29 protein-coding genes are annotated in these 23,198 nt (G+C 40.9%); 12 read left to right on the forward strand and 17 right to left on the reverse strand.

All coding sequences use genetic code 11. The annotated features are described in order from the left end of the window. Positions 1–5 precede the first annotated feature (5 nt). The 6 genes from K2W90_02535 to K2W90_02560 form a co-directional block, all read right to left on the reverse strand. Positions 6–563: an ankyrin repeat domain-containing protein gene (locus K2W90_02535; GenBank protein ID MBY0353219.1), complete on the reverse strand. Its 558-nt coding sequence runs from the start codon at positions 561–563 to the stop codon at positions 6–8. 70 nt (positions 564–633) lie between these two features. Then, on the reverse strand, positions 634–1,251 hold the full coding sequence (locus tag K2W90_02540; protein MBY0353220.1) for an ankyrin repeat domain-containing protein: 618 nt from the start codon (positions 1,249–1,251) through the stop codon (positions 634–636). A 95-nt stretch (positions 1,252–1,346) separates the two neighbouring features. Beyond that, positions 1,347–1,589, reverse strand: coding sequence for a hypothetical protein (locus tag K2W90_02545; GenBank protein MBY0353221.1), 243 nt, complete (start codon positions 1,587–1,589; stop codon positions 1,347–1,349). Between the two features lie 16 nt (positions 1,590–1,605). Beyond that, a complete protein-coding gene (locus K2W90_02550) occupies positions 1,606–2,184 on the reverse strand; it encodes a DNA-3-methyladenine glycosylase I (GenBank protein ID MBY0353222.1) in 579 nt (192 codons plus the stop codon). After that, the gene (locus K2W90_02555) at positions 2,168–2,689 is read right to left on the reverse strand and encodes a methylated-DNA--[protein]-cysteine S-methyltransferase (GenBank protein ID MBY0353223.1); all 522 of its coding nucleotides are present in this window, start codon (positions 2,687–2,689) and stop codon (positions 2,168–2,170) included. The genes K2W90_02550 and K2W90_02555 overlap by 17 nt, the downstream gene beginning before the upstream one ends. 10 nt (positions 2,690–2,699) lie before the next feature. Further along, the gene (locus K2W90_02560; protein MBY0353224.1) at positions 2,700–3,455 is read right to left on the reverse strand and encodes a hypothetical protein; all 756 of its coding nucleotides are present in this window, start codon (positions 3,453–3,455) and stop codon (positions 2,700–2,702) included. Positions 3,456–3,839: 384 nt separating this feature from the next. Between K2W90_02560 and K2W90_02565 the strand changes: the two genes are divergently transcribed. Next, entirely contained in the window at positions 3,840–5,147 is a 1,308-nt protein-coding gene (locus tag K2W90_02565) for a hypothetical protein (GenBank protein ID MBY0353225.1), read from the forward strand. Positions 5,148–5,199: 52 nt separating this feature from the next. Here the strand turns inward: K2W90_02565 and K2W90_02570 are convergent, their stop codons facing one another. Next, positions 5,200–6,663: a beta-lactamase family protein gene (locus K2W90_02570; protein ID MBY0353226.1), complete on the reverse strand. Its 1,464-nt coding sequence runs from the start codon at positions 6,661–6,663 to the stop codon at positions 5,200–5,202. A gap of 352 nt (positions 6,664–7,015) precedes the next feature. On the opposite strand from K2W90_02570, the gene K2W90_02575 reads away from it, so the two are divergent. Both K2W90_02575 and K2W90_02580 read left to right on the forward strand, forming a co-directional pair. Beyond that, a complete protein-coding gene (locus K2W90_02575; GenBank protein ID MBY0353227.1) occupies positions 7,016–8,191 on the forward strand; it encodes an ATP-binding protein in 1,176 nt (391 codons plus the stop codon). A 230-nt stretch (positions 8,192–8,421) separates the two neighbouring features. Beyond that, positions 8,422–8,970: a pentapeptide repeat-containing protein gene (locus tag K2W90_02580; GenBank protein ID MBY0353228.1), complete on the forward strand. Its 549-nt coding sequence runs from the start codon at positions 8,422–8,424 to the stop codon at positions 8,968–8,970. Positions 8,971–9,051: 81 nt separating this feature from the next. On the opposite strand, the gene K2W90_02585 is transcribed toward K2W90_02580, so the two are convergent. Beyond that, positions 9,052–9,552: a hypothetical protein gene (locus K2W90_02585; protein ID MBY0353229.1), complete on the reverse strand. Its 501-nt coding sequence runs from the start codon at positions 9,550–9,552 to the stop codon at positions 9,052–9,054. 271 nt (positions 9,553–9,823) lie between these two features. Between K2W90_02585 and K2W90_02590 the strand changes: the two genes are divergently transcribed. The 4 genes from K2W90_02590 to K2W90_02605 are packed head-to-tail and all read left to right on the forward strand — an operon-like array spanning position 9,824 to position 13,057. Then, on the forward strand, positions 9,824–11,104 hold the full coding sequence (locus tag K2W90_02590) for an AAA family ATPase (GenBank protein ID MBY0353230.1): 1,281 nt from the start codon (positions 9,824–9,826) through the stop codon (positions 11,102–11,104). Between the two features lie 15 nt (positions 11,105–11,119). Continuing rightward, entirely contained in the window at positions 11,120–11,761 is a 642-nt protein-coding gene (locus K2W90_02595; GenBank protein ID MBY0353231.1) for an ankyrin repeat domain-containing protein, read from the forward strand. 29 nt (positions 11,762–11,790) lie between these two features. Then, complete coding sequence (locus K2W90_02600; protein MBY0353232.1) at positions 11,791–12,684, forward strand: homocysteine S-methyltransferase family protein; 894 nt, start codon at positions 11,791–11,793, stop codon at positions 12,682–12,684. A gap of 10 nt (positions 12,685–12,694) precedes the next feature. After that, positions 12,695–13,057 (forward strand): hypothetical protein, encoded by a 363-nt coding sequence (locus K2W90_02605; GenBank protein MBY0353233.1) that lies wholly within the window; start codon positions 12,695–12,697, stop codon positions 13,055–13,057. A gap of 23 nt (positions 13,058–13,080) precedes the next feature. Here K2W90_02605 and K2W90_02610 read toward each other — a convergent pair whose 3' ends face one another. From K2W90_02610 to K2W90_02620, 3 genes are all read right to left on the reverse strand, one after another. Then, complete coding sequence (locus K2W90_02610; protein MBY0353234.1) at positions 13,081–13,920, reverse strand: hypothetical protein; 840 nt, start codon at positions 13,918–13,920, stop codon at positions 13,081–13,083. Positions 13,921–14,181: 261 nt separating this feature from the next. Next, positions 14,182–14,499, reverse strand: coding sequence for a hypothetical protein (locus K2W90_02615; GenBank protein MBY0353235.1), 318 nt, complete (start codon positions 14,497–14,499; stop codon positions 14,182–14,184). Next, positions 14,492–14,827 (reverse strand): type II toxin-antitoxin system RelE/ParE family toxin, encoded by a 336-nt coding sequence (locus K2W90_02620; protein ID MBY0353236.1) that lies wholly within the window; start codon positions 14,825–14,827, stop codon positions 14,492–14,494. Before K2W90_02620 ends, K2W90_02615 begins: the two co-directional genes overlap by 8 nt. Positions 14,828–15,375: 548 nt before the next feature. Between K2W90_02620 and K2W90_02625 the strand changes: the two genes are divergently transcribed. The 3 genes from K2W90_02625 to K2W90_02635 all read left to right on the forward strand — a co-directional run bounded on the left by K2W90_02625 (position 15,376) and on the right by K2W90_02635 (position 18,042). Next, on the forward strand, positions 15,376–16,149 hold the full coding sequence (locus K2W90_02625; GenBank protein ID MBY0353237.1) for a GNAT family N-acetyltransferase: 774 nt from the start codon (positions 15,376–15,378) through the stop codon (positions 16,147–16,149). A 21-nt stretch (positions 16,150–16,170) separates the two neighbouring features. After that, positions 16,171–17,067 (forward strand): GNAT family N-acetyltransferase, encoded by an 897-nt coding sequence (locus K2W90_02630; protein ID MBY0353238.1) that lies wholly within the window; start codon positions 16,171–16,173, stop codon positions 17,065–17,067. Between the two features lie 168 nt (positions 17,068–17,235). Beyond that, a complete protein-coding gene (locus K2W90_02635) occupies positions 17,236–18,042 on the forward strand; it encodes a GNAT family N-acetyltransferase (protein ID MBY0353239.1) in 807 nt (268 codons plus the stop codon). 4 nt (positions 18,043–18,046) lie between these two features. Here the strand turns inward: K2W90_02635 and K2W90_02640 are convergent, their stop codons facing one another. From K2W90_02640 to K2W90_02655, 4 genes are all read right to left on the reverse strand, one after another. Continuing rightward, a complete protein-coding gene (locus K2W90_02640; GenBank protein ID MBY0353240.1) occupies positions 18,047–18,649 on the reverse strand; it encodes a GNAT family N-acetyltransferase in 603 nt (200 codons plus the stop codon). A 15-nt stretch (positions 18,650–18,664) separates the two neighbouring features. After that, positions 18,665–19,366, reverse strand: coding sequence for a nucleotidyl transferase AbiEii/AbiGii toxin family protein (locus tag K2W90_02645; protein ID MBY0353241.1), 702 nt, complete (start codon positions 19,364–19,366; stop codon positions 18,665–18,667). After that, complete coding sequence (locus tag K2W90_02650) at positions 19,363–19,953, reverse strand: hypothetical protein (GenBank protein ID MBY0353242.1); 591 nt, start codon at positions 19,951–19,953, stop codon at positions 19,363–19,365. Before K2W90_02650 ends, K2W90_02645 begins: the two co-directional genes overlap by 4 nt. Positions 19,954–20,073: 120 nt before the next feature. Next, positions 20,074–20,808 carry a deoxynucleoside kinase gene (locus K2W90_02655; GenBank protein MBY0353243.1) on the reverse strand — a complete coding sequence of 245 codons (735 nt, stop codon included), beginning with the start codon at positions 20,806–20,808 and terminating at the stop codon, positions 20,074–20,076. A gap of 168 nt (positions 20,809–20,976) precedes the next feature. Between K2W90_02655 and K2W90_02660 the strand changes: the two genes are divergently transcribed. Both K2W90_02660 and K2W90_02665 read left to right on the forward strand, forming a co-directional pair. After that, the gene (locus tag K2W90_02660; protein MBY0353244.1) at positions 20,977–21,240 is read left to right on the forward strand and encodes a hypothetical protein; all 264 of its coding nucleotides are present in this window, start codon (positions 20,977–20,979) and stop codon (positions 21,238–21,240) included. Then, the gene (locus tag K2W90_02665) at positions 21,230–21,667 is read left to right on the forward strand and encodes a hypothetical protein (GenBank protein MBY0353245.1); all 438 of its coding nucleotides are present in this window, start codon (positions 21,230–21,232) and stop codon (positions 21,665–21,667) included. The genes K2W90_02660 and K2W90_02665 overlap by 11 nt, the downstream gene beginning before the upstream one ends. Before the next feature lies 1 nt (position 21,668). Here K2W90_02665 and K2W90_02670 read toward each other — a convergent pair whose 3' ends face one another. Beyond that, positions 21,669–22,502, reverse strand: a complete 834-nt coding sequence (locus tag K2W90_02670; protein ID MBY0353246.1) for a restriction endonuclease — start codon at positions 22,500–22,502, stop codon at positions 21,669–21,671. Positions 22,503–22,508: 6 nt separating this feature from the next. After that, positions 22,509–23,105, reverse strand: a complete 597-nt coding sequence (locus tag K2W90_02675) for a DNA starvation/stationary phase protection protein (protein ID MBY0353247.1) — start codon at positions 23,103–23,105, stop codon at positions 22,509–22,511. Positions 23,106–23,198: the final 93 nt, after the last annotated feature.

Here is a 23,198-nt window from a genome sequence, read left to right on the forward strand (position 1 = left end):
AATTTTTAAAAACTTTTTGTCCGTGCGCTACGTACCTTGACTTGCTCATACCAGCTGTTAAGCCCTTGATTAACCATTGCAGTTTCAAGAACGCGCATAACTCTTACTTTCCCTTGTCTGCGTGCAAGTTCAAGTGCGGTGAAGCCATGATTATCTTTAATTAAAATATTTGCTTTACGATCAACCAAAAATTGTACAAGACCTTCATCATCTTTTTTGTAGAAGGCGCTAAATAAGGCAGTATTGCCATCATCGTCTTGTGCATCAATTTTTGCTCCGGTATTCAACAAAAGTTCAACCATTTCTTGGTTGTTTTGCAATGCAGCCATGTGTAGCAACGTGAGACCTTTGGTGTATGGGTCATTTACTTGGGCGGGTCTTTGTGCTAAAGCTTCTTTTGCTTCTTCTAGATTACCATTTATTATGGTTCGGTCGACTGGACAAAGTTGTATAATTCTGCGGTCTCCACGCTTCATTTCTTCTGTTGCTGCGCCAAAACATGTAGTGACAGAAATAAGCAAAACGAAGCTGGTTGATGCGAGAGTGTGTGTGAACAATTTCATGGCAATTCCTTGAGATGATGTTGTGACTATTGTTGTGACGACTATCCTGAATAAAACGGTGTTAAGTTTATTATTCTTTTTCCCACACTTCAAGAAATGCGATCATTTCATCAGTGCCTGGATTAACTGGCTGTCTGGCAAAAAGTGCAAAGTTTTTTAAATTGACCAGTAATTCGCGTGGTGTTACACAATATTGTTGGTCAAAAGGATATATGATTTCTGCGCGGGGATTGGCTTTGTATTGTTTTAGAAGTTCGATCATTTCTTTGTTGTAAGCTTGCGTTGCTACAAAAAGTACCGTCCACCCGGTACCATTGATAGCTTCAATGTCTGCGCCCGCTTGCAGCAGTTTTTCAGCAATTTCTGTTTTTCCCAAATGAACAGCTACGTGCAGAGGCGTTTGGCCGATTTCGTTTTTTGCTTCAAGGCAGTCAGGGTTTTTTAACGCCTCGTTCACGCGTTCAATTTTGCCAGCTTCGATTGCATCAAAAATATCAATAGTTTTTGGAGTAGTTTCAGGTGTTAGTCCAAGACCACCAAACATAGTTTGAAAATATTGCATAGCGGCAGCTTCTGCAGCGAAAAGTTCTTCAGGTGTTAGTGTTGGTTTTGCCGCGCCAAAGCAGGAAGTGGCAGAAACAATAATAACAAAACTTGTGGCTGTAAGTGACATTGTTAATAATTTCATGAACGTAACTCCTTAAAATTGAAGGAAGGGTTTCGGTTCTTTTTATGAAGGTTAGAACAAGTTTTGTTCAAGCGGAAGAAAAACATTTGTTTTGCTTATTTTTGTGCTGTCTGTTTTAATAGCTTTTGCCAAACATCTTCATGTAGAACAGTTTTTTGTGGTTTTTTTAAGCGTTTATTGGCAATGGCCGCAAGGGCCATGTCTTCGTGATTTTCTAGAGCTTCTTCGATAAATTCTTTAATTAGCAAAGAAATAGGTTTATCTTTTTCTTTGGCAAGTATTGAGAGAAACTCTTGCTCGTTAGGCTCTAAAGTGATGTAGAATTTTTTATTTGGCATTGTGTTTCCTTATGTTTTATTTGCTGTACCGCCAACAATCAACCACATGGTCGTTGACCATGCCAACTGCCTGCATAAAAGCGTACATAATTGTTGAGCCCACAAAGGTCATGCCGCGTTTTTTAAGATCGCGCGCGAGTGCATCGCTTTCTGGCGAAGTGGCAGGAACGTCTTGCAAACTGGTGCGTGTGTGCTTGATGGGCTGGTTATTAACAAAGCGCCAAACATACTCATCAAAGCTGCCAAACTCTTGTTGAATGGCAAGAAAGGCACGGGCGTTTTGTCGTGCGCCAAAAATTTTTAAGCGATTACGAATGATACCTGTATTTTGACATTGCTCTGTCAGCTCAACATCGCTCATGGCAGCAACTTTTGCCGGATTAAAGTTATGAAACGCAGCGCGATATGCTGCTCGCTTTTTTAATACTGTTTCCCAACTCAGCCCAGCTTGCGCGCCTTCCAAAATAAGCATTTCAAAAAGATGTTGGTCGTTGTGTACCGGTATGCCCCACTCGTTGTCGTGGTACGTAGCATAAAACTCTTTTCCCGGCCCAGAGCCAAAACAGCGTTGTTTGGTATCACTTTTTGGTGTCATGGCACATACCCTTTTCGTGTTCAAGTAACCACGCCTTGCGCTCAACACCGCTGTTGTAGCCACATAAATCATTATTTTTTTTGATAACGCGATGGCATGGAGCTACAACCGCAAAGTGGTTGGCAGCATTAGCCAGAGCAACAGCGCGAAACGCAGTGGGCTTGCCAATGGCGCGCGCAAGGTCTACATATGCGCAGGTGGTGCCAAACGTAATTTTTTGCAGCGCCTGCCACACACGTTGTTGAAATGGAGAACCGGCAAAGACTAGCGGCGTGGTAAATTTTTTAAGTGTTCCAGCAAAGTAGGCATTCAGCTCGCGTTCAACATTTTCAAGAGCAGGCGTGGTGCCGGGCGTTAGCGTTGCTTTGGCTTGTTTGGTAACGCGTGCAACTTTGTGTTCAAGGTCTTTTGAGCCCACAAAATCTAACAGATGCAGCGCTTGCTCGCTTGCAATTGCCAGCATGGGGCCGAGTGGTGTTTGTATAAAAGCTTTTTTTAATATCATAAAAGTTTCTTTAATTTTTTAGGCTGTTACTTTGTGAGATGTATTTAATCCACTCGGTCTTAAATTCTTGCTTGCCAAGTTTAACGATTTTTTCAAAATTGTTATAGTTGCCTAAAAGCGTCAAAGCACTATCCCAACCCCATCGTGTAACTAAAAAATCAACAAGAGAAAAAGAAACCTTAAAGCCGTTTTTACATGCAAAATCTATTGCACCATTTGTTTCAAGTTGTTCAATATCTGGCAGTTTTGCCATGTCTTTGCCAAGCTCTTTGTTGCATTGTTGTGCGGTAAACCAATTGGCTTTGTACAGTGCTATTCCCTGCTGCAACCAGCGGGGTAGTTCAGTTGCTGTGCTGAACTTGCTATATAAAAATAATGTTGTTAGGCCCATTTTGTAAGAGTGCATCAAGCGTTCACGCGTGAAGGTTGTGTCTGGTGCGTTGGGGCAAACCCGTGTGTCGGTGCCTTCTTTGGTGCGTGCAATGACCCAGTTTGGTGCATCGGGCCAGCCAAGAGCTTCGTGCAGGCTTACAAGAGTTGGGTGGATGGTGACAATAAATGGTGTGCTGGGTGTGTGGTTAAAATCTTGTGAAAGCCTGGCAAAAAAAGCTTCATTTTGCACAAGTATTTCTTCGGCAATTGTCTGATCTTGTGGTGCGCACAAGATTTCAAAGTGATCTGTTTTTTTGTAGAGTGTTGGTGGTTGAGCACTAAGATGCAGGCAGGTGCTGAGCATGAGCGTGGCGAAGCGTAATCTAAAAAACATCGAATTATTCCCTTTTTTGCGACTTTTTTGAAGTTTTACAATTTTACTCAATGGACTGAGTAAAATTACTCAATGCATTGAGTAAAAATCAATTTTTTAAAAAAGAGCAGATATTTGAAACAAATTTGCGCTTGCTGTACAAAAGATGTACAATAAAACGTAATACCATCGAATAATGGTTTTACACGGGAAAATTCCGTGGGGCCAATGGGCATTGCTGGGCAATGTTGCGAGTTTGGCTTTCTTCTCCTTAACATGTGCGAACGACGTTAAAACACGGGAGTTTCCCGCCGCGCTGCAATGGCGATAGGTGGCGCTCTTTTGTACAAAACTGTCGCAGGTGTTTTTATGAGATAACAATGTTGTTGTCTCAAGGAGTTTCTTATGTTTTCCAAAATCTGTAGCGTCCTGTGGGGCGATATTTCTCGTGAAGAGTTCAAGAAGTTTGGACTTCTTTCTGGTGTTTTTTTCTTCATGATTGGCGCGTACTGGATGGTGCGCTTAATTAAAAATGCATCATTTATGCATTTGGTTGGGCCGCAGAATTTGCCGTACGCAAAAATGGTTTCATTAGTTTCGTTGTTGGTCTTGGTGCTTTTTTACAACAAGCTGGTCGACTGGTTTGAAAAAACCAATCTGATTTATTTGATAACGTTGTTTTATGGCACCCTCTTTTTATCCTTTTCTTATTTACTGACGCTGTCTTCAGTGGGCAGTTCAACATTGCCATTGTGGGCAAACGAAGCACTTGGTTGGATTTTTTATGTTGCTACTGAAAGTTATGGCTCGCTGGTCATAGCGCTCTTTTGGTCGTTTGTGGCCAGTGCCATGGACCCAGCATCAGGTAAGCGCGGTTACCCCGTGATTGTTTCTGGTGCGCAGTGTGGTTCGTTACTTGGTGCTTTTTTAATGGCAACACAATCAACAGCACTTGGTGTGCCCTTGCTCACCTGCATTGCCGCCATTTCAGTGCTCATGATTCCGCTCATGATCAAGCTCTTTACCGTGCATCATGCCAAGGCTTTTGTAGCTGCTGGCGACAAAGAAAAAAAGAAACCAACAGGTGTTGTTGAAGGGCTTAAGCTTATTTGCACAAAGCCTTATTTGATGGGTATCTTGGTTGTTTCAACCGTGTACGAAACAGTTACCTGGTTGTTTGAATTTCACATGAATTCATCGGCACATGCAACGTTTGGTAGTATCGAAAAAGTAACATCATTTTTAGGAATTTATGGCGTTGCTACCAACATGGTTTCGCTGTTGTTTGCGTTGCTTGGTACCAGCTTTTTCATACGTCGTTTTGGTATTACCTTCTGCTTGGTTGCCTACCCAACAATGTTAGCATTATTTGTGTGCTACTCCTGGTCGTTCCCTGGTATGTGGGTATTTTTAGTTGCGACAGTTGCAGCAAAAGGGTTTAGCTATGCGCTCAATAACCCATGCAAAGAAATGATGTACATTCCAACCAGTAAAGACATTAAGTTTAAAGCGAAGAGCTGGATTGATGTGCAAGGCAGCCGTTCAGCAAAAGCAAGTGGCGCAACTATTGCGGCCATGTTCCCTGCAATTCCTGCGCTACTGACCTACGGTTCAATGATTTCACTGGCAATTATTGCCGTGTGGATTCCAATTGCGTTGTTTGTTGGAAGAACGAATAACAAGTTGATTCAGAGTGGTCAGACGATCGAATAAAACAAGAGGGGGCGGGAAGTTACTTCCTGCCCCCTCACTACTAAAAATTTAACTAACTAATTTTCTTGCTGATTGTGCCATCTTGGTCTTCTAAATTTTGAATACCAACAACATTGCCATTGGTATCAACGACAAATTTGTAGAGCATGTTAAAAACATTGGAGCCCCAAGCATCGTGCTCGGTGCTATACAAAAAGCGAATATATTGCTTCCAATGGTCTTTGCCTGTTCGTGTGAAGAGCAACGAATTATTATCTTCTGGTTCTATCTGTTCACTTTCTATCTTTTCATCAGAAACTTCGTACAGGCCGGCATACTTTGAGCAGAATTCCTGGCTTGAATTGCTATCAAAAATTTGTAGTTGGGGTGTTTTGTTTTCCAATAAAATTTCACTGATAAGATTTAATGTAATGGGTGCCATGCCATTATTCAACAAAAGAATCATAACAATTTCATTGCCAGAAGCAGTTAGATTTATGATGTTTAGTGCTGAGGTAAAATGAGAAATCAACCCATTGTGACTGATAGAACTTTTTGTTTCATTCTGTTCAACTTCAAGTCCGCAGGCATAATTATTCAAGAAAGGCTTTTTTAAAAGCGCAGCATATTCTGGCGAAAGCAGGGTTCCCTGTTTTACTGCCTGGGCCCAAAGATACACATCATCAACTGTTGATTTAATTGATCCGTCAGCACAAGCCTTTTGCATAAAATCGTCGTACGTAGCGCTTATGGCAAACATTGGATAAGCTGGTTTTTGTGCAATCAACGGGACGGTTCTGTGTGCGGCAGCTTGGTAATAAGTTTCGTATGATGCAAAAGTATTATGCATGCCAAGCTTGTCAAAAATGCGGCTTTGTAGGCTTTGTTCGTAGGAACATCCATCAACTTTTTCAATAATCTCGCCCAACAATCGATAACCAATATTGCTGTATTCGTAGTCGGTTCCAGGTTCAAAGCGTAGCGTTGTTTCGTATCCTAAAAATATTTTTTTATCTCGTTGTAAAATTTCATCAATGGGTTTCGGTTCTTGTAGCATTGCATTAATTACTTCCCACGATAAATCATTTGGGCAGCCAGTAGTGTGCGTAAGCAGCTGGTAGATGGTAATTGTTTTGTGCGGATAGTCTGGAATAACGGTAGAAACACAATCGTCGACTGATAACTTACCTTCTTGAGCAAGCTGCAAAATAAGAACAGCTGTAAACGATTTGGTAATTGAACCAATACCAAAAGCGGTATCTGGCGTGTTTGGAATACCCTGCGCATCATCGGCCAAGCCGTAAGCTTTGCGCAAGAGTGCGGTACCGTTGCGGGTAATCAGCACGCTGCCGGCAAACTCTTGTTGAGCGGCAAGTTGTTGCAGGGCGGTATCAATAAGTTGGATTGCTGTTTCAGAGGTATCGCTTACTGTTTCTTTGGCAGCTCCTGCCAAGGGGCTATAAAAGTTGGCAACAGAGCACAAAACCGTAAAAAATAGACTCGCAAAAATAAACGATCTTTTTTTTGGAAAAATCATAAGGCCTCCATTTGAATTATTAGCGCAGTAATTTATCTGTTAATTTTATCTCACTTTGGCAATAATGGCAAATTTTGCTGGTAAATAGCCGGTAAACAGCCGGTAAATAGCCGGTAAATTGAAGAGGTTGTACAGTTTCATGTTTTCTGGGAGGGGTTTTGGGGTGGCCAGGGAGGGCCAGCAAGGGCTATATTGTGCTAATTACTACCTTGACTGCCAATTTAGCACAAACTCTATATTTAGGCCTTGCCAATCGATGCTTTAATGCGTGCTGGACAAATCATATAGTCCGGTGTAATATTTGTCCATAATGGTTGATTGTAATGACTGGACCGTAATAAATGAGACTTTTATGATAAAAAGAAGTATAGAAACAAGTTTACGTACCGCAGCTGAAAAATATCCTGTTCTGGCTATTTTAGGTCCACGGCAGTCTGGCAAGACTACTGTTGCTCAGCAGGTTTTTCCAAATCACAAATATCTTAATTTTGAAGATATTATTGATATTCAGGAATATGTAAATCGCGACCCAAAGGGATTTCTTGAAGAACATGCCAACCCTCATGGGCTTATTCTTGATGAGTTTCAGAATGCTCCACTTATTCTTTCTTACATTCAATTGGCGGTAGATAAAGAATACAAGCCTGGCTATTTTATTTTGACGGGTTCGCAAAACTTTCTTATGAACGAAGCAATTTCTCAAACGCTTGCAGGGCGGATAGCTCTTTTTACACTCCTGCCTTTTTCTGTGCAAGAACTTACTGAGGCCTCTTTGCTGCCGGAAACCGTAGAAACAGTCATTCACCAAGGTATGTATCCGCGTATTTATGCCCAAAATTTTTCGGCAACGTGGTATCAAAATTACATTAGAACGTATCTTGAGCGTGACGTGCGATCGCTAAAAAACATAACCGACTTGTCGCTGTTTCAAACCTTTATTGGGCTTTGTGCTGGCCGCATTGGGCAGATACTCAATGTTTCTTCACTTGCCAATGACTGCGGTATTACGCAGGCTACCGCTAATTCGTGGCTTACCTTGTTGCAAGCAAGTTACCTGGTATTTTTATTGCAGCCGCATCATAAAAGTTTTAGCAAGCGACTTGTTAAGTCGCCAAAGATCTATTTTTATGACACGGGCATCGCATGTGCAATTCTTGGTATTGAATCGGCAGAAGAGATTTATAAACACTACATGCGTGGTGGTTTGACTGAGAACTTTGTGTTAACCGAAATTTTGAAGCAGTACTACAACAACGACCGCATGCCGCGTGTTTATTTTTGGCGCGATAAAACTGAGCGTGAAGTTGACTTTGTTCTTGAGCGCGGAACCGAACTGATTCCCATTGAAGTTAAAGCGGGAAAAACCGTTTCAACCGATTATTTTGATAATCTCAAATACTGGTGCACGTTGGCCGGTATGGATACGGCACGAGCATTTGTTGTCTATGCTGGCAAAGAGGGTCAAAAGCGTTCTTCTGGTACGGTGCTTGGCTGGCAGAATGTGGCAGAGGTTTTTAAAGCAACCTAGTTTTGTGCTAATTACTACCTCGACTATCAATTTCTAAAGCGCCTTGCGCTGCTTGGGTATTCATGAAAAACAGCAAAACTTCAACGAGGTGCCTTCCACAATTATTATCTTCATAAGCGATTTGGGCCACACCTTCTGAAAGGCTTCGACACGGACATCTTTTTGCTTAAATTTTCTAACCTGATATTATTAATTTGTAAGAAGTATTAAACATATAAAAAGGATTCAGTATGAAAAATACAGTATTAGTAATTAGTTTTTTTGCCCTATCAGGAGTTTTAGGAGCTGCTGCGCCACAGTATCAATTTTCAGGAGAGGAAGCCGTTAGCTGTCTGATTAGAAATGGTCAAGCCAGAGATTGCGATTTGAGTAACCAAGATTTACGTGAGACAATGAAGACGGTCAACCGTGAGTATCGTCGTATGTGCATCTCTACGGATTTCCTTGATGCAAATCTATCTGGTGCTGATTTGTCTGGTGTTGATTTGAGCTGTGCAGAAATGAGAGATACAAACTTAACTGGTGCAAAATTAACTGGCGCAAAGTTAATTAATGCAGTCATGCGGGGTGCAAACTTAACTGGTGCTGATTTGTCTGGTGCAGATTTGAGTTATGCAGATTTATCTCGTGCAAAATTAACTGGTGCAAACTTAACTAACGCAAACTTAACGGGTGCAACGATGTACCAGGTAGACATGACGGATGCAACCGTAACAGGTGCAAACATGACAGATGCACGTTATTTGGATACGGTAATCGGTTATGTGCCAACAAAGTAACTAGCTAAATCAATAATTAAGCGGGTTAAGAAATTTCAAAGATTTCTTAACCCGCTTTTTTTATCTAACATTAATAAAACATTAGCAGGTGGAGTGGAAAAGGCCCACAACGCGCTTGCCTTCTTTGACTAGCTCATTGTACGTATGAACTGCCGTTCCCGGCTTAGAAATATCATATCCTGGCTTTTCAATAGTTCGTTGTACAAAAACTTGCTTGCCATTTTTTTCAAGATATTCAACAACTTCATCCTGAACTTGCAAAACCCAATCAACGCCTCGAGAAAGCACAAAAACGTCTGCCAGGTCCAGTAAATCTTTAACTTGTGCAATGCCAATGCCTGGGTTGTGGCGCATGCTTGTAATCCCCCAGTCCCAATCTTTGGCACCTCCTGGGGTGCAAATACAATCTTTAAAGGTTGATTCCCTGCCGTTGGCATTTTTAACGTTGATTTCACCCCATTTGATGCTGGCAATACGTGGTGCCTGAGCGATCTTATTTTCTGTATTTTTTTCTCTAAAACTTGGGTTTAAGCAAGAAAATAAACATAAAAAACTAAAAGAAAACAATTTGATAGTCTTCATAAAATGGCCCCTTTTATAAGTTTTATGGCAATCGAATACCTTTCATTAACTATCAGCTTGGCATTTATGGCAGGTTTTATCAAATGGGTTGATGCCTATTGTTGCGCGAATACTTATAAATTATATTATATTTGAAATAATTATTGAATATTGGTTAGCAAAGAGATGATCAAGTGCTTTTTGTGCGCTGTTTTCTTGCAATGTCGGCTAAATAGATGATACTTTCTTTGAAAAGATTAGGCTGAGATTTCTATGAAAACTAGGATAAAAAATGAAAAAATTACCAATTGGGCTTAGTGATTTTAAAGAGCTTATTCAAGAGAACTATTATTTTGTCGATAAAAGTTTGCTGATCAAAGACCTTCTTGAAGAGGGAGCTAAGGCTCTACTTGTTCCTCGTCCGCGTCGGTTTGGCAAAACATTAAACATGTCCATGTTGCAGTACTTTTTTGAAAAAGCGCCAGAATCAAATCGCAACCTGTTTAGCCATTTAAAAATCTCACAACATTCTGAAAGTATGATTCATCAAGGACAGTATCCGGTTATTTTTCTGACTTTTAAAGATGCTAAAAAATTAACGTGGGACGGGTGTCTTGAAAAAATAAAAAACGTTTTAAGTGGTGAGTTCAGGCGCCATAAATATCTTCTCGAATCGAGCGAGCTTGATGCGCAACAAAAAAACAGTTTTCAAGCTATTATTGATTGCAGTGCAAGTCAGGGTGTTATTGAAAATTCACTTAAAGATTTAACAACTTATTTGCATGCGTATCACGGTAAAAGACCGATCATATTGATTGATGAATACGACGCGCCAATTCAAGCTGGTTTTATGAACGGTTACTACAAAGAGATTATTAATTTTATGCGAGAAATGTTGAGTGAAGGACTTAAAGATAACCAGAACCTACACTTTGCCGTTATGACCGGAATTTTGCGTGTAGCCAAAGAAAGTATTTTTAGCGGTTTAAATAATCTTAAGATTTGTTCATTAATAAACAACGCTTATTCAGACAAATTTGGGTTACTTGAAGATGAAGTGCGAGATTTGATGGATCACGTTGGGCTTGTGCACAATCTTGATGACATTAAAGCATGGTATAACGGTTACGCTTCGGGTGATGATCACACGGTTTACAATCCCTGGTCGGTGCTGAATTATGTCGACAATGATGGAAAGTTTGCGCCGTATTGGATTAATACGAGCGAAAATGTCCTGATCAAAGAATTAATAGAAAAGGGATCAACTGATCTTAAATTGGATGTGGAGCAGTTGCTTGCCGGTAATGCTATTGAAAAATATGTGAATGACAATATTTTCTTGGATAATGTATTTTCTCAAACAGATGTCGTTTGGAGTTTCTTGCTTTTCGCTGGCTACTTATCTTTTAACAGAATTTGTTCGAGGAATGGGCTGATTTTTTGTTCGTTGCGCATTCCCAATCTTGAGGTCAGGGCTTTTTATAAACTTGTCATTTTTGAATTGCTAAAAAGCGACATGAGGACGAAGAGCACTGAATCAAGAGAACTTTTTTTCAGGCACAATAACGTTTAAAAAAAAGAAGAAAAAATGAAGAGCTTAAGTTTTATAGTTGTGGCAATAATGTTAGTAATAAGACCACTCATTTCAGAACCGATAAATTCTTTTCAAGCCAATAAGTTATTACTTGAAGCTAGCGCAAATGGGGACCTTGAAAAAGTTATCAGTGCTCTTGATGCTGGTGCCGATGTTAACACAGTAGTGCAAGAAAATGGTTGGGAAAAAGGTTTTACGCCACTTCATTTGGCGGCATTTTTGGACGAATGGCAAGCAGTTGATGAGTTGTGTAAAGCTGAAGGTATTGATGTTAATGCCCCCGTGCAAAGTTGTGGAAAGTATAAACATTACACGCCGCTCCATTTAGCTTCAATCAGAGGCTATGCGTCGTCGGTTGAGGCACTTTTAAAGCACCCAGAAACGGATGTTAATGCTGTTATTGAATGTGATGGAAAATATAAAGGGTTTATGCCGCTGCATTTAGCGGTGGTAAAGGGGTATCGCTTTGCGGTGATTAAACTTCTGGAGCACAAAGATATTGCCGTTTCTGCTCGCATAAAAAATGATGGCGAGTATGATGGTTTTACTGCGCTTGCGATTGCTGCTTCCCGTGAAAACTGGAAAATGACAGAAGAGCTTTTTAAGCATAAAGATGTTGTTGAGTCGATTAAGTGATACAATTTTTTTAAAAAATCAGGAAATTCATGAATGTATTATTTGGTCCGTATGGTAGCGTTTTCCCCGCATTGGGCCTTTCTGCCGATGTCTTAAAAGTTGCTCGGCATGGTCAGCAAGATTGGTATCGGTTGGCTGTTGAAATGATTGCCCGCGGCTACGTAAATGCCGGCGCCACCATGCCTACCGTCAATGCTTTTTTCTTGCGACCGGTTTTGCATGCTGGGTTTGCCGAACTTTTCAAAGATATGCTGTTGTTAAACATTCGCGCACTGCTGAGCGCGCTTGCCAACAAAGAACATCAACGCATTGCCATCTGCCTTGGGCCGGTTAACGATTGTTATACCCCGCAAGTAGCGCCCGACACCAAGCAGGCGTATTTGTTTCATCACCAGCAGTACGAATTGTGCTTGGAGGTGTTGAGTCGTCTTGGGCTTGGGCGTGACGATGTAGTGTTTTTGCATGAAACCATTGGCACCGAGCGTGAAGCACTTGGTCTTGCACAAGCGGCACAAGAGCTTGAAATTCCGCTTCTTGTCAGCTTTGTGGTCAGGCCGGATGGTTACTTGCTTGGTGGCGAGAAACTTGAAACAGTGATTACCAATCTTGATGATCAAGTGGCAGGTTTTGTTGAAGGCTTTGCGCTTAACTGCTGTTCATTGCATGCGTTTGAGCGTGCAATGGCAACATTTACCAACAAAGAACGTGTTAAGCGAATTGTAGGTTTTTATCCAAATTCGTATGACGCTGATCCAACGACGTATGAATCTGAAGTCGCATTGTTTGAACCACATAAACGGGATTCGTTAAAAGTAATTGCTGATATTGCCAGTGCTTACAACTTGAATTTTGTGGGTGGCTGTTGTGGTTTTGGTTATCCTGACGTTAAGCTTCTTGTTGAATTTGTTGCATCAAAAAATTAGGATATTTATTATGAAAAATTTTGTAAAAGTTCTTTTTCTCGCGAATATGATCTTTTGTTCGGTACAAGCGTCACATGAACAGAGTTTTGTTACGCTTTTAAATGATAACGACGACATAGTTCTTGATATTATTTTTGGCGAACAGGTTATTGCTTTGGAGCCAAACTTTCACACCAATCTTTCTTTTGCCCAGGTACAAGCGCAGGGAGTAATGGTTTCAGTAACTTTTCATGGCACAGTGTACCAATTTGATGTGATAGCCGATCTTTTTACGCAGCCTGATACGTTCAAGTTTTCTGTTGATCCAGGGCTACTCGGACTTCATGTAGATTTTTCTAACGGCGGCTATTCTTTTAAAGCAAACGGCGTTTAGGTTTTTATTGTGCGTGTAAATACTTAAATGGCTTCTTTGTGCTGAGCAAAAAGCTCTTTGTGCGCTTGGCAGAAGTTTTTGACAATGAATGCAATGCTTGTCAGGTATCCAGCAACTGAAAGTGCACTAGCCGCGGTAAGCGCTTTACCTTCAACGCCCATAGCTTTCCATAGCCTTACTCCATCGCCATTTTTGTCGCCCAAAAATGGTGTAAGACCATAAAAAACATTATACGTAAGATACAAGCAATGCAAAAAGCTAGCGTTGAGCAGAACTCTCTTGCAAGCAGGAGATATGTTTTCTGTTTTTAAAATAGCATTGAAAGGGCATAGAGCTGTGCGCAGGCTGCTGGTCATTGCTGAACTTAGTTTTTTGTCATCGGCATATGAGCAGTACGTGCTTGCCGCAACTAATGCTGCGTAGTTGAAAAGAATACCGGCAAGCGGTCCGGCCGCAATCATGGCATTTAGTTTGAGGTCAAAGTTGGTCTCGTTTAGATTACCGTTAAAGATTGTATAGCCGTGTCCCTGCCAGGCATCTGTATGAAAATACATAGTTCCTACCGAAAAAAGCTCTTCAGTTTTTGTATTTTCTTTGAGCTGACTAATACCGCCAATATGTATTTCTAGATCATGTAAAGATTCAAAAAGAGCTAAACCTGCAAGAGCATGTCCCAATTCGTGAGCAGTTGCAGATGCGGTGCAAAGCGGCAGCCAGAGTGCAGCAAGTTGCGCCGTGTTGATAGTTACTTCTTTCAGTATGACTTGAGGGCTTGTTTCTTGGATGCTTGGTGATTCAGTAAATGCATTACATCCAGAGCTCATTAAAAGAGTTGTTGCTAAGAAAATAGTTTTGAACGTCATGATGTTTCCGCCATAGCTTTTGAATACTTTTAGTAAGTGCTGTATATTTTTTGGACAGTTGAGTCTAGCGCAAGAATTTAAATTGTGAAGCTTGGCTACTATTATTGCTATGTCAGTAACGTTGGCAGCGTTTCATGCTCTTAAAAAAGAGATAGAAGTTGCTCAAAAGAGCAATGACGCTGGCTTGGCCGTATATGTACGGGCTTAAAACGTTGTTAGTGCAACGTGGAATTGTACAAAGTTTTTGACGCTTTACTGTTTTTATTTTGCAGGAATAAGTTGCATGTGGTAGCCCAGAGCATTAAAAATGGGGGCTAAGCTGTCCCATCGTGGGTTGCCACTTTTTGAAAGCATGCGATAAATGCTTGGTCGAGACATATCTATTGCCTTTGCCAAAGCAGTTATATCTTCGCCGCGTGCTTGAAGAACGTCTTTGAGTGCGAGTAAAAATACACGTTGGTCATCGTCAAGCAGTGCTTGATTAAGGTAACCAAGTGCAATTTCAGGATCTTGAAGTCGTTCGAAAAGTAGTTCTTGGTAATCTTTGTATACTTTCTTCTTCTTTACTTTCTTAATCATTTTTTGACTCCTTATAATCAAGCCAATATTGTTTTGCTTTTTCAATGTCTCGACCTTGGCTTTTTTTGTCTCCACCAACTAAAAGTATAACAATAGTTTCTCGTTTTTTTGCATAATAAATGCGATATCCTGGTCCATAGTCCACGCGGAGCTCGTATACGCCTCGAGCTCCCCTGATTGGTTTGCAATCGCCAAAATTGGCAAGTCTTACCCGAGCAAGTCTATTTAAAACTATTGTTTGGGTTTGCTTGTCGAGTTGGCTTTCCCATTCAGCATAGGGCTGCTTTCCGGTTTTTGTTTTATAAAAAACTACTGTTATAGTGTTCATAAATACAACGTATCTTATAAGATACAATTTTGCAAGCAATTAAAAAATGAAATCAACGCGATTGAGGAGAGTTTTCTACGAAGCATCGAAAAACTGCCACTTTTAGCCAATTTTTGAGCTGTTTGACATTGTGTAATTTTCTGTTAGTATTTAAAATAGTGTTGCTAGTTTAATGTCCAATTCTTATAAAAGGAGTCTATTATGACTTTCTGTATGCAGCGTATGCCCAACGGCATGCCATGTAATGACAGAATGCACCAGCAGATGCCTGCAGGGTGTAACGCTGTCATTGCTCCTGATTTTACGTCCGCTTTCGTGACACCTGTCCTTTCTATTCTATCTATTCTAAGCCTACGGCTTATTCTGGGTCTTGTTCTCATTAGTGAGCGACGAGCACTCCTACCTATTCTATAATTTCACTTATTTGTATTTTTTGTTTTTAGGCAGCGCCATTTTTTGTTAATGGTGATTGTTTTGTAGATCTTACTTTTTTGCGCGCGTACAAGGTTGTCTTGTTTGCGTTAGCATTTTAATGTTTTAGGAAAAAAATGAACGTAAAAAACGTATTGTTTAGTTTTTTTGTCGTGGGAGTTTTTTGCTCTCAGAGTAATCTGTCAGCTGCTGCTAGCAGCTTTGTGCGGGCGGTAGCCCAGCAAAGGCGGGCCGTAACTCCACTTTACGCGCGGATGTATACATCGTCGTTGCATGACGACCGAATCGGTTTTGTTGATGACTATCAATCTAAAGATGAACAGCATGTTGTAGCTCTTGCTACCAAGAAAGAACTTGCTCTGCCTTTGTTTAAAACTAGCAATGCCGTGAGCAAAGTATATCGAGTTGATGGTGTTCCTGTTGCTTTTGTCAACTATAACAGAGGTTCTTTGGATAAATTGCCGTGGTATCCAGATTTTAATGCAGAAGTTTATCACTTAGCTGTGCATGATGATTTTGGGGGGCGTGGTATCGAGCGCGAGTTGCTTCAAGCTGCTGTTCAAGATTGCAAAAAACATGCAGTAAAAGTGGTAGAGCTTAGAACGCATGGGTGGACAACTGAAGAACTGGAAAACCTCTTCGTGCAGGAAGGCTTTCGCTTAGATTCAGATGAGCAAAGCAATGTTCTGTGGAAAAAAGACGTGGGGGTTTCGTTTGGTTATTTTATGGCTCCGCATGGTTCTAATGCATTTTGGGGACAGTTTTTAGTGCGTTGTGCTGTTCTAGGAGTAGTGGTTCTTTTTGTTGTTTATGACGAAGTAGTGAATGGTAGGGCTTCTGGCCATTCACGTGTTGATTGTGCCGATGATGATTCAGGCACGGTAGAGTAATTTAAATTTTTAGGAAAAACAATGAATAGTAAAAACGTATTTTTTATCATTTTTGTAACGATAATTATTTTTAGTGAGCAGGCAGCTCACGCTGCTGCTGGCAGCCTTTTGAGGTTGGCGATACGGAGTGGCTGTATGAAAAGTACTCAGCATGTGCGAACGTATGCATCGTCCTTCGACAAGCTCAGGACATACGGGCATGCTGGTTTTATTGACGATTATCATCCAGAAGATGAAGCATATATTGCTCCTATTGCGATTAAGCATATGTTCAAATTGACCAACAGTTCTGTATATCAGGACGATGCGCACAAGGCGTGGGAGCAGGAAATTGCCGTAGCGCTTAGTTCTCCTGCTATCACGAGCAAAGTATATCGTAATCACGATGGTATACCGGTTGCTTTCATCAACTACGAAGTGCAAGAACCAAGTTCTTTTGCAAAATGGTTGCCAGAGAAATTGAGTGGATCAACGGGACACATCCGTCACATGGCGGTTGCTGATGAGCACCAAGGGTGCGGTATTGGAGGTGAATTGCTCGAAGAGGCAATGCGTGTTTGTGAAGAGCATGGTGTGTGTTGCATTGAACTTGGCACAACGGGATACCCTTCCAAAGATTTGGTAAAATTTTACCGCAACGCTGGTTTTCGTGTAGTAAAAGAGCCTGGCAAATATAGCACGTGTAGTGATACCAAGTGGCAAAAAAAAATACGACCAAACTTGGTTGGTCTTGTTGATGATTGCGTTGATGGTGCCCGTCTCATTATTTGGATGTGCACTACAACGGCTATTATTTTGGTATCGATAAAATGGCTTACCGGTGAAAAATCTAGTATTGACGAAAAGTCTCATGATGCTCATGTACGTGTTGATTGTGCAGATGATGATTATGTTGCTCATGATTCGCAAGCTGATTGATTGATATAATCGCAAAAAAAGGGCGGCACCAGTTAAATAATGGTGCCGCCCTTTTTTTATTGCTATGTTTTACAATCTTTATCGTGTTTGTGTAGACTGTGCTCAAGATTGGTAAGAAAATGATTATGGTTACGACTGACAAGGCTCTCTTGTGGTGAAGGATTGCATATGAAATTTTTTATTCAACGCTGTTTATTATTTTTGATTGGTATGCTTTTGTATGCGACAAGCGCACTTCCTGCTGCACGGTTTGGATCGGCGCTGCGATCTTTTTCAATGGTGGTTAGGCCAATGGCTGGCGTTGATGTTTACCGGCAAGCTGACCAAGAAGCAGTGTTGGCAATTGCACGTAAAGAATTACCTTCGTTAGTCAGTCTAGATCTCTATGGCTATTCGGTGGAAAGAGCCTTGCAAGAAGATATTCTTGGTGCGCTTGATGACAGTTTGGATGATCGGTATGGCGTAGTGAGTAAAGTGTATCGTGATGAGCGTGGCACTCCGCTTGGTTTTGCTACGTTGGGTATTCTTCCTGTTGAAAGAGCGGCGGTGCTTCATCATTTGGCGGTTGATCATCGTTATCGTGGGCAAGGGATTGCCAGTGCGCTTGTTCGGGCAGTTCTTGAAGAATGTTTAGTGCATCCAACTATTGATGAGATTGTGTTGATCACGCTTGATGATCATGTGCCACCGCACGTGAAGCGCTTGTACGGCGATACATGTGGTTTTACAGCCTCTAAGCGAGAACATGGGCCAGGATATGTGTGGAGTAAACCACTGACGTCGCCAGTGAAAGAAGAGCTTCAATTAAGTAAACGTGTGATTTGCCAAGATGATGATAACCCGGATGATCATAAGCTGGATTTGGATACCATGGCCGGTATTGCTAGTGCGGTTGTGGTAACGGGGCTGTTGGTGGGGAGAATTATTTCAGATTATCGTGACTATCAAGAGAAGCGAGTTCAAGATGATGATTGAAATGTTACCAACGTACTTCAAGTGTGGGCAGGCCTGCTGGTGAGTAGCGCGCAAAAACAAGCGTATCGCTCATCTGCCCATCAACAGTTACACGGTTTTGTTCTAAGGTTGCTTCATGCGTAAAGCCGAGCCGCTCGGCAACTTTTTGGCTACGAATATTTTTTATGTCGCAGGTAATAGCAACGCGGCGCATGCCAAGTTCTTCAAACGCATAGCGGGTGAGCGCATTGACTGCTTCAGTCATAAAGCCTTGGCCACTTTTTGACGTGCGGATCCAGTAACCAATCTGGAGACACATGCTTTCCCATTCAATATGATGATAGCCAGTGGTGCCAATAAATTCTTGTGAGGTGCGATCAAACATAAAAATAGGAAACCATGGCTCTTCGCTTTTTTGTACAATCCAATTTGTTATTGCTTGCTCTATAAAAAGTTTGGTTTCTGCAAGCGTTTGGCGCTGCCGCGCCCACGGCATAAATTGGTTGAGTTCGTTAAATGATTCTTCAACGCCAGCGTTTACTGCTGCACTGTCTTCAATACAAGGCTTTCGTAATAAAAGCCGTGGTGTGGTGATGGGAAAGGGGAAGTGACGAAGTGATTGAGACATGGCAAGTTCCTTTTTTTACAACGATTCCAGTTTTACTTTAAGCAAAAAAATTGTCTCGCTACGCAATTTTGTCTTTGCCCAAGCTTTTTGTTTTTCATCTAGCAATTCACCAATTCCAGAAAGTATGCTGCGGTCACTCATTGATTCAAGTTCTGTCATACATTTCTGCAAAAACTGTTTCATTGAAAGATCGGTTCTTTTTTTAATAATCTCTTCGTTGACTGGCCAATTATTTTTTAAAAAGAACCAAGTATCAAAAATATCCCGATTTGTTTTTCCAATGCGTTCGATCATTGCAACCATTTTATGAGCAACCATATCTTCTCTGATCATAACTTTCATAGAAATGCCAAGGTAAGACTTTATTTCGTATCGTGATCCAAAATTTCTACGATTAATTTCAACTTTTATGTTGTAAGCATTGTGGAGTTTGTCGTGATACGAAAGGAGAAAAAAGAGACTGTAGCGTTTTTCTCGGGCTTCTTTGACGGTGCCGTATTCTTTAAGAATGGTTTTTATGTGCTCAAAAACCTGGCTTTCTTTTGTTGGGTCGAGTAAATCAAAATCTAAATCGACTGAAAATCGGGAAAGATCATAAAACAAATAAGCGGCGGTTCCACCTTTAAAGCCCAAGAATGGGCCGATTGTTGTGTCAGTATAAATGTCTTTTAAAATATGAATAAGGATATTTCTGTGCGTAGCGGTTTCTAACGTCATAATTCAGTCCTATCTTCTTTAAAAGCTTTGAAATAATCATGTACCTTTTTTGTCATGCGCTTGTTGTTGTAGAGTGGTAGCAGTGCGAAAACTTTTTCAAAATCAAGCGGGGCAAGATTGTCGAAGTGATAATCTTTGTTGAGATAAAGTACATCTAAAAATGCCCGCTCTTTTGATGCTGTACAGTAGTTTCCCTTATTTTCAATGCCGGCATTATTGGTAAGAATAGTGTCTTTAATTTTTTTGAATGAATATTCTTTGCCGTCGCACATAATGTCTTTGCTTTGGTAGCTTGCAACAAAGATTGTAGCATAGTGTTGGAACACAATTCCTGCCTCAACAAGAATTGTTTCAAAGCTTACATATGACGGCGTAAAAATCTTTGTTGCTAGTTCAAGCCTGTCGTAGTTCTTGTCTTTGGCATAAAGTCCTCGGCGAATTGAGTAAAGTTCACCTTTTTGAATGTAATAGTTTAAGCGCCGTTTTAGAAGTGCTGGTTTCTTTTCGCCCGAAGCTAAAAGAATCTCTTTGAATGAAAAAACGGTGCCTTTGGAACGTAAAATGTTTAAAATATCGGTTTTTTCCATATTCTTCCCCCAAGTGCTATATTTCCTATGATATGAGCCAAAGGTTACATGTAGCGTTACCTTTGGCTCATATCATAAAGGTTTGGACTAGGGAAAAGCAAGAGATTTGTTTTTGGAAAGCTACAAAAGTTTTTCTATAAACGCTTTAACTTGATCAATGCACTGTTGCTGAACAATTGGATCATCTTTAAAATTTTGTGTGGCGTCAATAATCAACACGGGCACCTGCGCAAGCGAGCTTGGTATATCTTTTTGTTCAACAAACCATTCGCGGTAAAAGGTGTCGAGCAGTTCTTCGTACTGCAGTGAAAGTACCTCTTCGCCTGTTCTGCTGCGCGCTCGAACGCGGTCAAGTGCCGTTTGTGGGCTTGTTTGTAAATAAATAAAGCCGCGTGGCCGGGTGATACCGTTGGTACCAAGCCAGTTGGTAAGTTGTTGTAAAATTTCCCATTCAAGATCATTCATGGTGCCTTGCAGGTGGGCCATTTTTCCATAAACATAACAATCGGCATACAACGAACGATCAACGAATGCTACCGATGCTGTTGTATCTTTTATCCTGTTTTCAGCTGCTTGCAGGTGCATGAGGCTGATGTACGCATTGGTGGTAAATGTCCAGCGTTGTGGGTTGCTCCAAAAAAGTTCAAGCATATTCCCAGCGCCATTAACATCAAAAAATGTTTCAACTGGTTCGTAAACGGCGGTAACGTTGGGCAGGTTTTTTTCAAGCAATTGAACAAAGGTTGTTTTGCCAACACCGGTTGCACCTTCAATGAAAAAGCAGGGTGGTGTGGTGGCCGTTAGTGATATGAAGAAGAGGTAGGTGGTGGTGAAAAAGAATATTTTTTTGTTCATGTTGTTTTTTTGCGTGTTTGATGGTGTTGAATAAAAAGTAAGTTTAGCAATAAACAGGCGAGGTTGCCAACGAGCAAAAAAAGAAATTGAGAATAGATTGTGTTTATCAAAAAGCGGTGGTACAGTGGCGCCATATGAGTCCAGCACTAAAAATATAAGGAGCTTCCAATGAGTATAAAATGCAAATCTTGTACTTATGAAATGTCGACATTTGAATTTCTTGGATGTTTGACGGCCGAATTATTTGAGGTTTTAAAAGGCAGATTAACACGAGGTGTCTCGGACAATTGGGATCAGTTTATGGCTGGTTTTTCCAATGATAAAAAAATTGCATGTCCGATATGCGAGAAACATGTTGGCTGGATAGCAGAAGCAACATACGAAGCTTTTATTCAGAAGATTAAGAATCAAGGGATTCAGAATGAAGTCTAGAGCTCGAAGTTTTCTTCTGGCTCTTTTTGCATTTGTGTCTTGCGTATCTGTAGTCGTTTCTGCAGAGCAGAAGAGTCAGATGCCTTCTGATGCTGAGCTAAGAAAGAAAGACGATATTTCTCATGAATTTATTGCATACGTTCTTACTGAAGGGCTTACCATTATTGATTTGGTTGAAAACATGGACCAAGGTATGCAAGAAAAACTCAAAATTTGCTGTTCTGGTTGCAAACAAAACTTTCTTACCTGCTGCGAATTGGCAGGAAACTTGTGTTCTGCTAACGACCAAAAAAAATTGGATGAATTAAAAGAACATTTGTCTAAAAAAAATTATCAGGACATTGTTAGCTTTATGCTGGCTTGTACACAAGAAAAAGAAATAGTTTGTTCTTTGTGTCAAAAATTTTCTCAATGGGAATTGATTTAAATTACTTTTGTGTTCGGGAAATTTCGTCACACTCACGCAAAATATCACTCACCCGCTCATCACTCAAATGTAGCCTGCGCAATAAATCTTTATGATTATGCACATCAAGGCATAACACAATCCCTTCACGCAAAAGTTCTTCAATAGCGCTTTTGGGCAGTGAAGAAAGGCAGGTGATGGGGTGCAGCCCCAACTGGTCAACAATCCGTTCAAGCCCATTATTTTGTGGGTAATCCCACGCGAGCAACTTCATGCCCACGCACAGGCCGTACTGAATTGCAACCGTGCTAATTTTTGCATTGGTCACCAGCCACGTGCCAGAAAAATCATTGTTGTGGTTGCGCGCCAAAATATCTTCATAACGCGCTTTAACATACAGCGCCGTCTGAATTGAGCAACGTGCGCCCACAGCATGATGAAATTTGCATTCCATAATAAAACGATCATGATCTTTGATTGCAATAATATCAACCTCGTGCGAAACGCATTTGCCCATAACGACTTGGCCAACGACAACTTGGTAACCTTGCCGTTTCAACAGTTCGGCAACATAGTGTTCAAACGGGAATCCGCTGGGCCCCAGTGCCATAATTGCTTGTCTAAAGTGGTAGCGCCCTGCCACAGCGCGTTGTTGCTTTTTGCCCAACAATTGATGCGTGAGTTGATAGAGTTCGTGCGTGGTCATGCCCTCGTGCATTAATGGCTTAACGTCTGCACATACTTTTTGAATCAGTTCGGGGTCTGCGCCTGCACGTTGCAGCGATTGACAATATTTTTCTTGCGAAAATGGTTCGCGCTCGCCGGATGCTTTTGTTATATAAACAGTTTTTTCCATAATTTTTTAGCGCGCAATTAATGATCGCAGCATCCATGCTGTCTTTTCGTGTTTCTCAATTAAGTCTGTGAGAAAATTGTTGGTACCAACATCTTTGGTTGTTTTTTCAATGCCGGAACGTATCATTCGTATCAAACTTTCGTGTTGTTGTAATAAATTTTTAATCATATCTGTTGGTTGTGGAATGTTGTCGGTATCTTCTTTTAAGCTAGCATTTTTTGCCATTTCTGACATTGAAGCAACTGCAATACCGCCAATGGCACGGATACGTTCTGCAATATCGTCGAGGCGAGAAAAGAGTTCGTGGTATTGGCCATCCAGAAGTTTATGATAATCGTTAAATTGTGGGCCGACTAAATTCCAGTGGTAATTTAGTGTTTGGAATAATAAAACAGAAGTATTAGAAAGCACTTCATTGAGTATGCTGATAGAACGTGTTCGATCTTCTTTTTCAATCCCGATATTTGGCTCAAGTTCTTTCATGTCGCGTTGTTCTTTCAACACAGGTTCCCTTTCTTTTTCATTATTAAGCATTGCTTGTGTTGCAAAATAGCTTGTGATACCAAATACGATAAACAAAAAACTTTTTTTATATTTTTTCATGAACGCAACCCTTTTTGATTTATTGATTATTACTATTTTTGGACGTTACCAAATAGTTGGTTTTGTTTGCAATGATTTAGGGAATTTAGAGAT

The organism is Candidatus Babeliales bacterium (assembly GCA_019749895.1).
Classification (GTDB): domain Bacteria; phylum Babelota; class Babeliae; order Babelales; family RVW-14; genus AaIE-18.

Bases quoted from the DNA above. Each gene is read 5' to 3' on its own strand.
- K2W90_02610 (MBY0353234.1), bottom strand. From the start codon at position 13,920: ATGACGTTCAAAACTATTTTCTTAGCAACAACTCTTTTAATGAGCTCT.
- K2W90_02585 (MBY0353229.1), bottom strand. From the start codon at position 9,552: ATGAAGACTATCAAATTGTTTTCTTTTAGTTTTTTATGTTTATTTTCT.
- K2W90_02635 (MBY0353239.1), top strand. From the start codon at position 17,236: ATGAAATTTTTTATTCAACGCTGTTTATTATTTTTGATTGGTATGCTT.
- K2W90_02640 (MBY0353240.1), bottom strand. From the start codon at position 18,649: ATGTCTCAATCACTTCGTCACTTCCCCTTTCCCATCACCACACCACGG.
- K2W90_02570 (MBY0353226.1), bottom strand. From the start codon at position 6,663: ATGATTTTTCCAAAAAAAAGATCGTTTATTTTTGCGAGTCTATTTTTT.
- K2W90_02670 (MBY0353246.1), bottom strand. From the start codon at position 22,502: ATGGAAAAAACTGTTTATATAACAAAAGCATCCGGCGAGCGCGAACCA.
- K2W90_02675 (MBY0353247.1), bottom strand. From the start codon at position 23,105: ATGAAAAAATATAAAAAAAGTTTTTTGTTTATCGTATTTGGTATCACA.
- K2W90_02665 (MBY0353245.1), top strand. From the start codon at position 21,230: ATGAAGTCTAGAGCTCGAAGTTTTCTTCTGGCTCTTTTTGCATTTGTG.
- K2W90_02620 (MBY0353236.1), bottom strand. From the start codon at position 14,827: ATGAACACTATAACAGTAGTTTTTTATAAAACAAAAACCGGAAAGCAG.
- K2W90_02590 (MBY0353230.1), top strand. From the start codon at position 9,824: ATGAAAAAATTACCAATTGGGCTTAGTGATTTTAAAGAGCTTATTCAA.
- K2W90_02580 (MBY0353228.1), top strand. From the start codon at position 8,422: ATGAAAAATACAGTATTAGTAATTAGTTTTTTTGCCCTATCAGGAGTT.
- K2W90_02550 (MBY0353222.1), bottom strand. From the start codon at position 2,184: ATGACACCAAAAAGTGATACCAAACAACGCTGTTTTGGCTCTGGGCCG.
- K2W90_02630 (MBY0353238.1), top strand. From the start codon at position 16,171: ATGAATAGTAAAAACGTATTTTTTATCATTTTTGTAACGATAATTATT.
- K2W90_02650 (MBY0353242.1), bottom strand. From the start codon at position 19,953: ATGGAAAAAACCGATATTTTAAACATTTTACGTTCCAAAGGCACCGTT.
- K2W90_02645 (MBY0353241.1), bottom strand. From the start codon at position 19,366: ATGACGTTAGAAACCGCTACGCACAGAAATATCCTTATTCATATTTTA.
- K2W90_02575 (MBY0353227.1), top strand. From the start codon at position 7,016: ATGATAAAAAGAAGTATAGAAACAAGTTTACGTACCGCAGCTGAAAAA.
- K2W90_02535 (MBY0353219.1), bottom strand. From the start codon at position 563: ATGAAATTGTTCACACACACTCTCGCATCAACCAGCTTCGTTTTGCTT.
- K2W90_02605 (MBY0353233.1), top strand. From the start codon at position 12,695: ATGAAAAATTTTGTAAAAGTTCTTTTTCTCGCGAATATGATCTTTTGT.
- K2W90_02565 (MBY0353225.1), top strand. From the start codon at position 3,840: ATGTTTTCCAAAATCTGTAGCGTCCTGTGGGGCGATATTTCTCGTGAA.
- K2W90_02555 (MBY0353223.1), bottom strand. From the start codon at position 2,689: ATGATATTAAAAAAAGCTTTTATACAAACACCACTCGGCCCCATGCTG.
- K2W90_02560 (MBY0353224.1), bottom strand. From the start codon at position 3,455: ATGTTTTTTAGATTACGCTTCGCCACGCTCATGCTCAGCACCTGCCTG.
- K2W90_02540 (MBY0353220.1), bottom strand. From the start codon at position 1,251: ATGAAATTATTAACAATGTCACTTACAGCCACAAGTTTTGTTATTATT.
- K2W90_02595 (MBY0353231.1), top strand. From the start codon at position 11,120: ATGAAGAGCTTAAGTTTTATAGTTGTGGCAATAATGTTAGTAATAAGA.
- K2W90_02655 (MBY0353243.1), bottom strand. From the start codon at position 20,808: ATGAACAAAAAAATATTCTTTTTCACCACCACCTACCTCTTCTTCATA.
- K2W90_02660 (MBY0353244.1), top strand. From the start codon at position 20,977: ATGAGTATAAAATGCAAATCTTGTACTTATGAAATGTCGACATTTGAA.
- K2W90_02600 (MBY0353232.1), top strand. From the start codon at position 11,791: ATGAATGTATTATTTGGTCCGTATGGTAGCGTTTTCCCCGCATTGGGC.
- K2W90_02615 (MBY0353235.1), bottom strand. From the start codon at position 14,499: ATGATTAAGAAAGTAAAGAAGAAGAAAGTATACAAAGATTACCAAGAA.
- K2W90_02625 (MBY0353237.1), top strand. From the start codon at position 15,376: ATGAACGTAAAAAACGTATTGTTTAGTTTTTTTGTCGTGGGAGTTTTT.
- K2W90_02545 (MBY0353221.1), bottom strand. From the start codon at position 1,589: ATGCCAAATAAAAAATTCTACATCACTTTAGAGCCTAACGAGCAAGAG.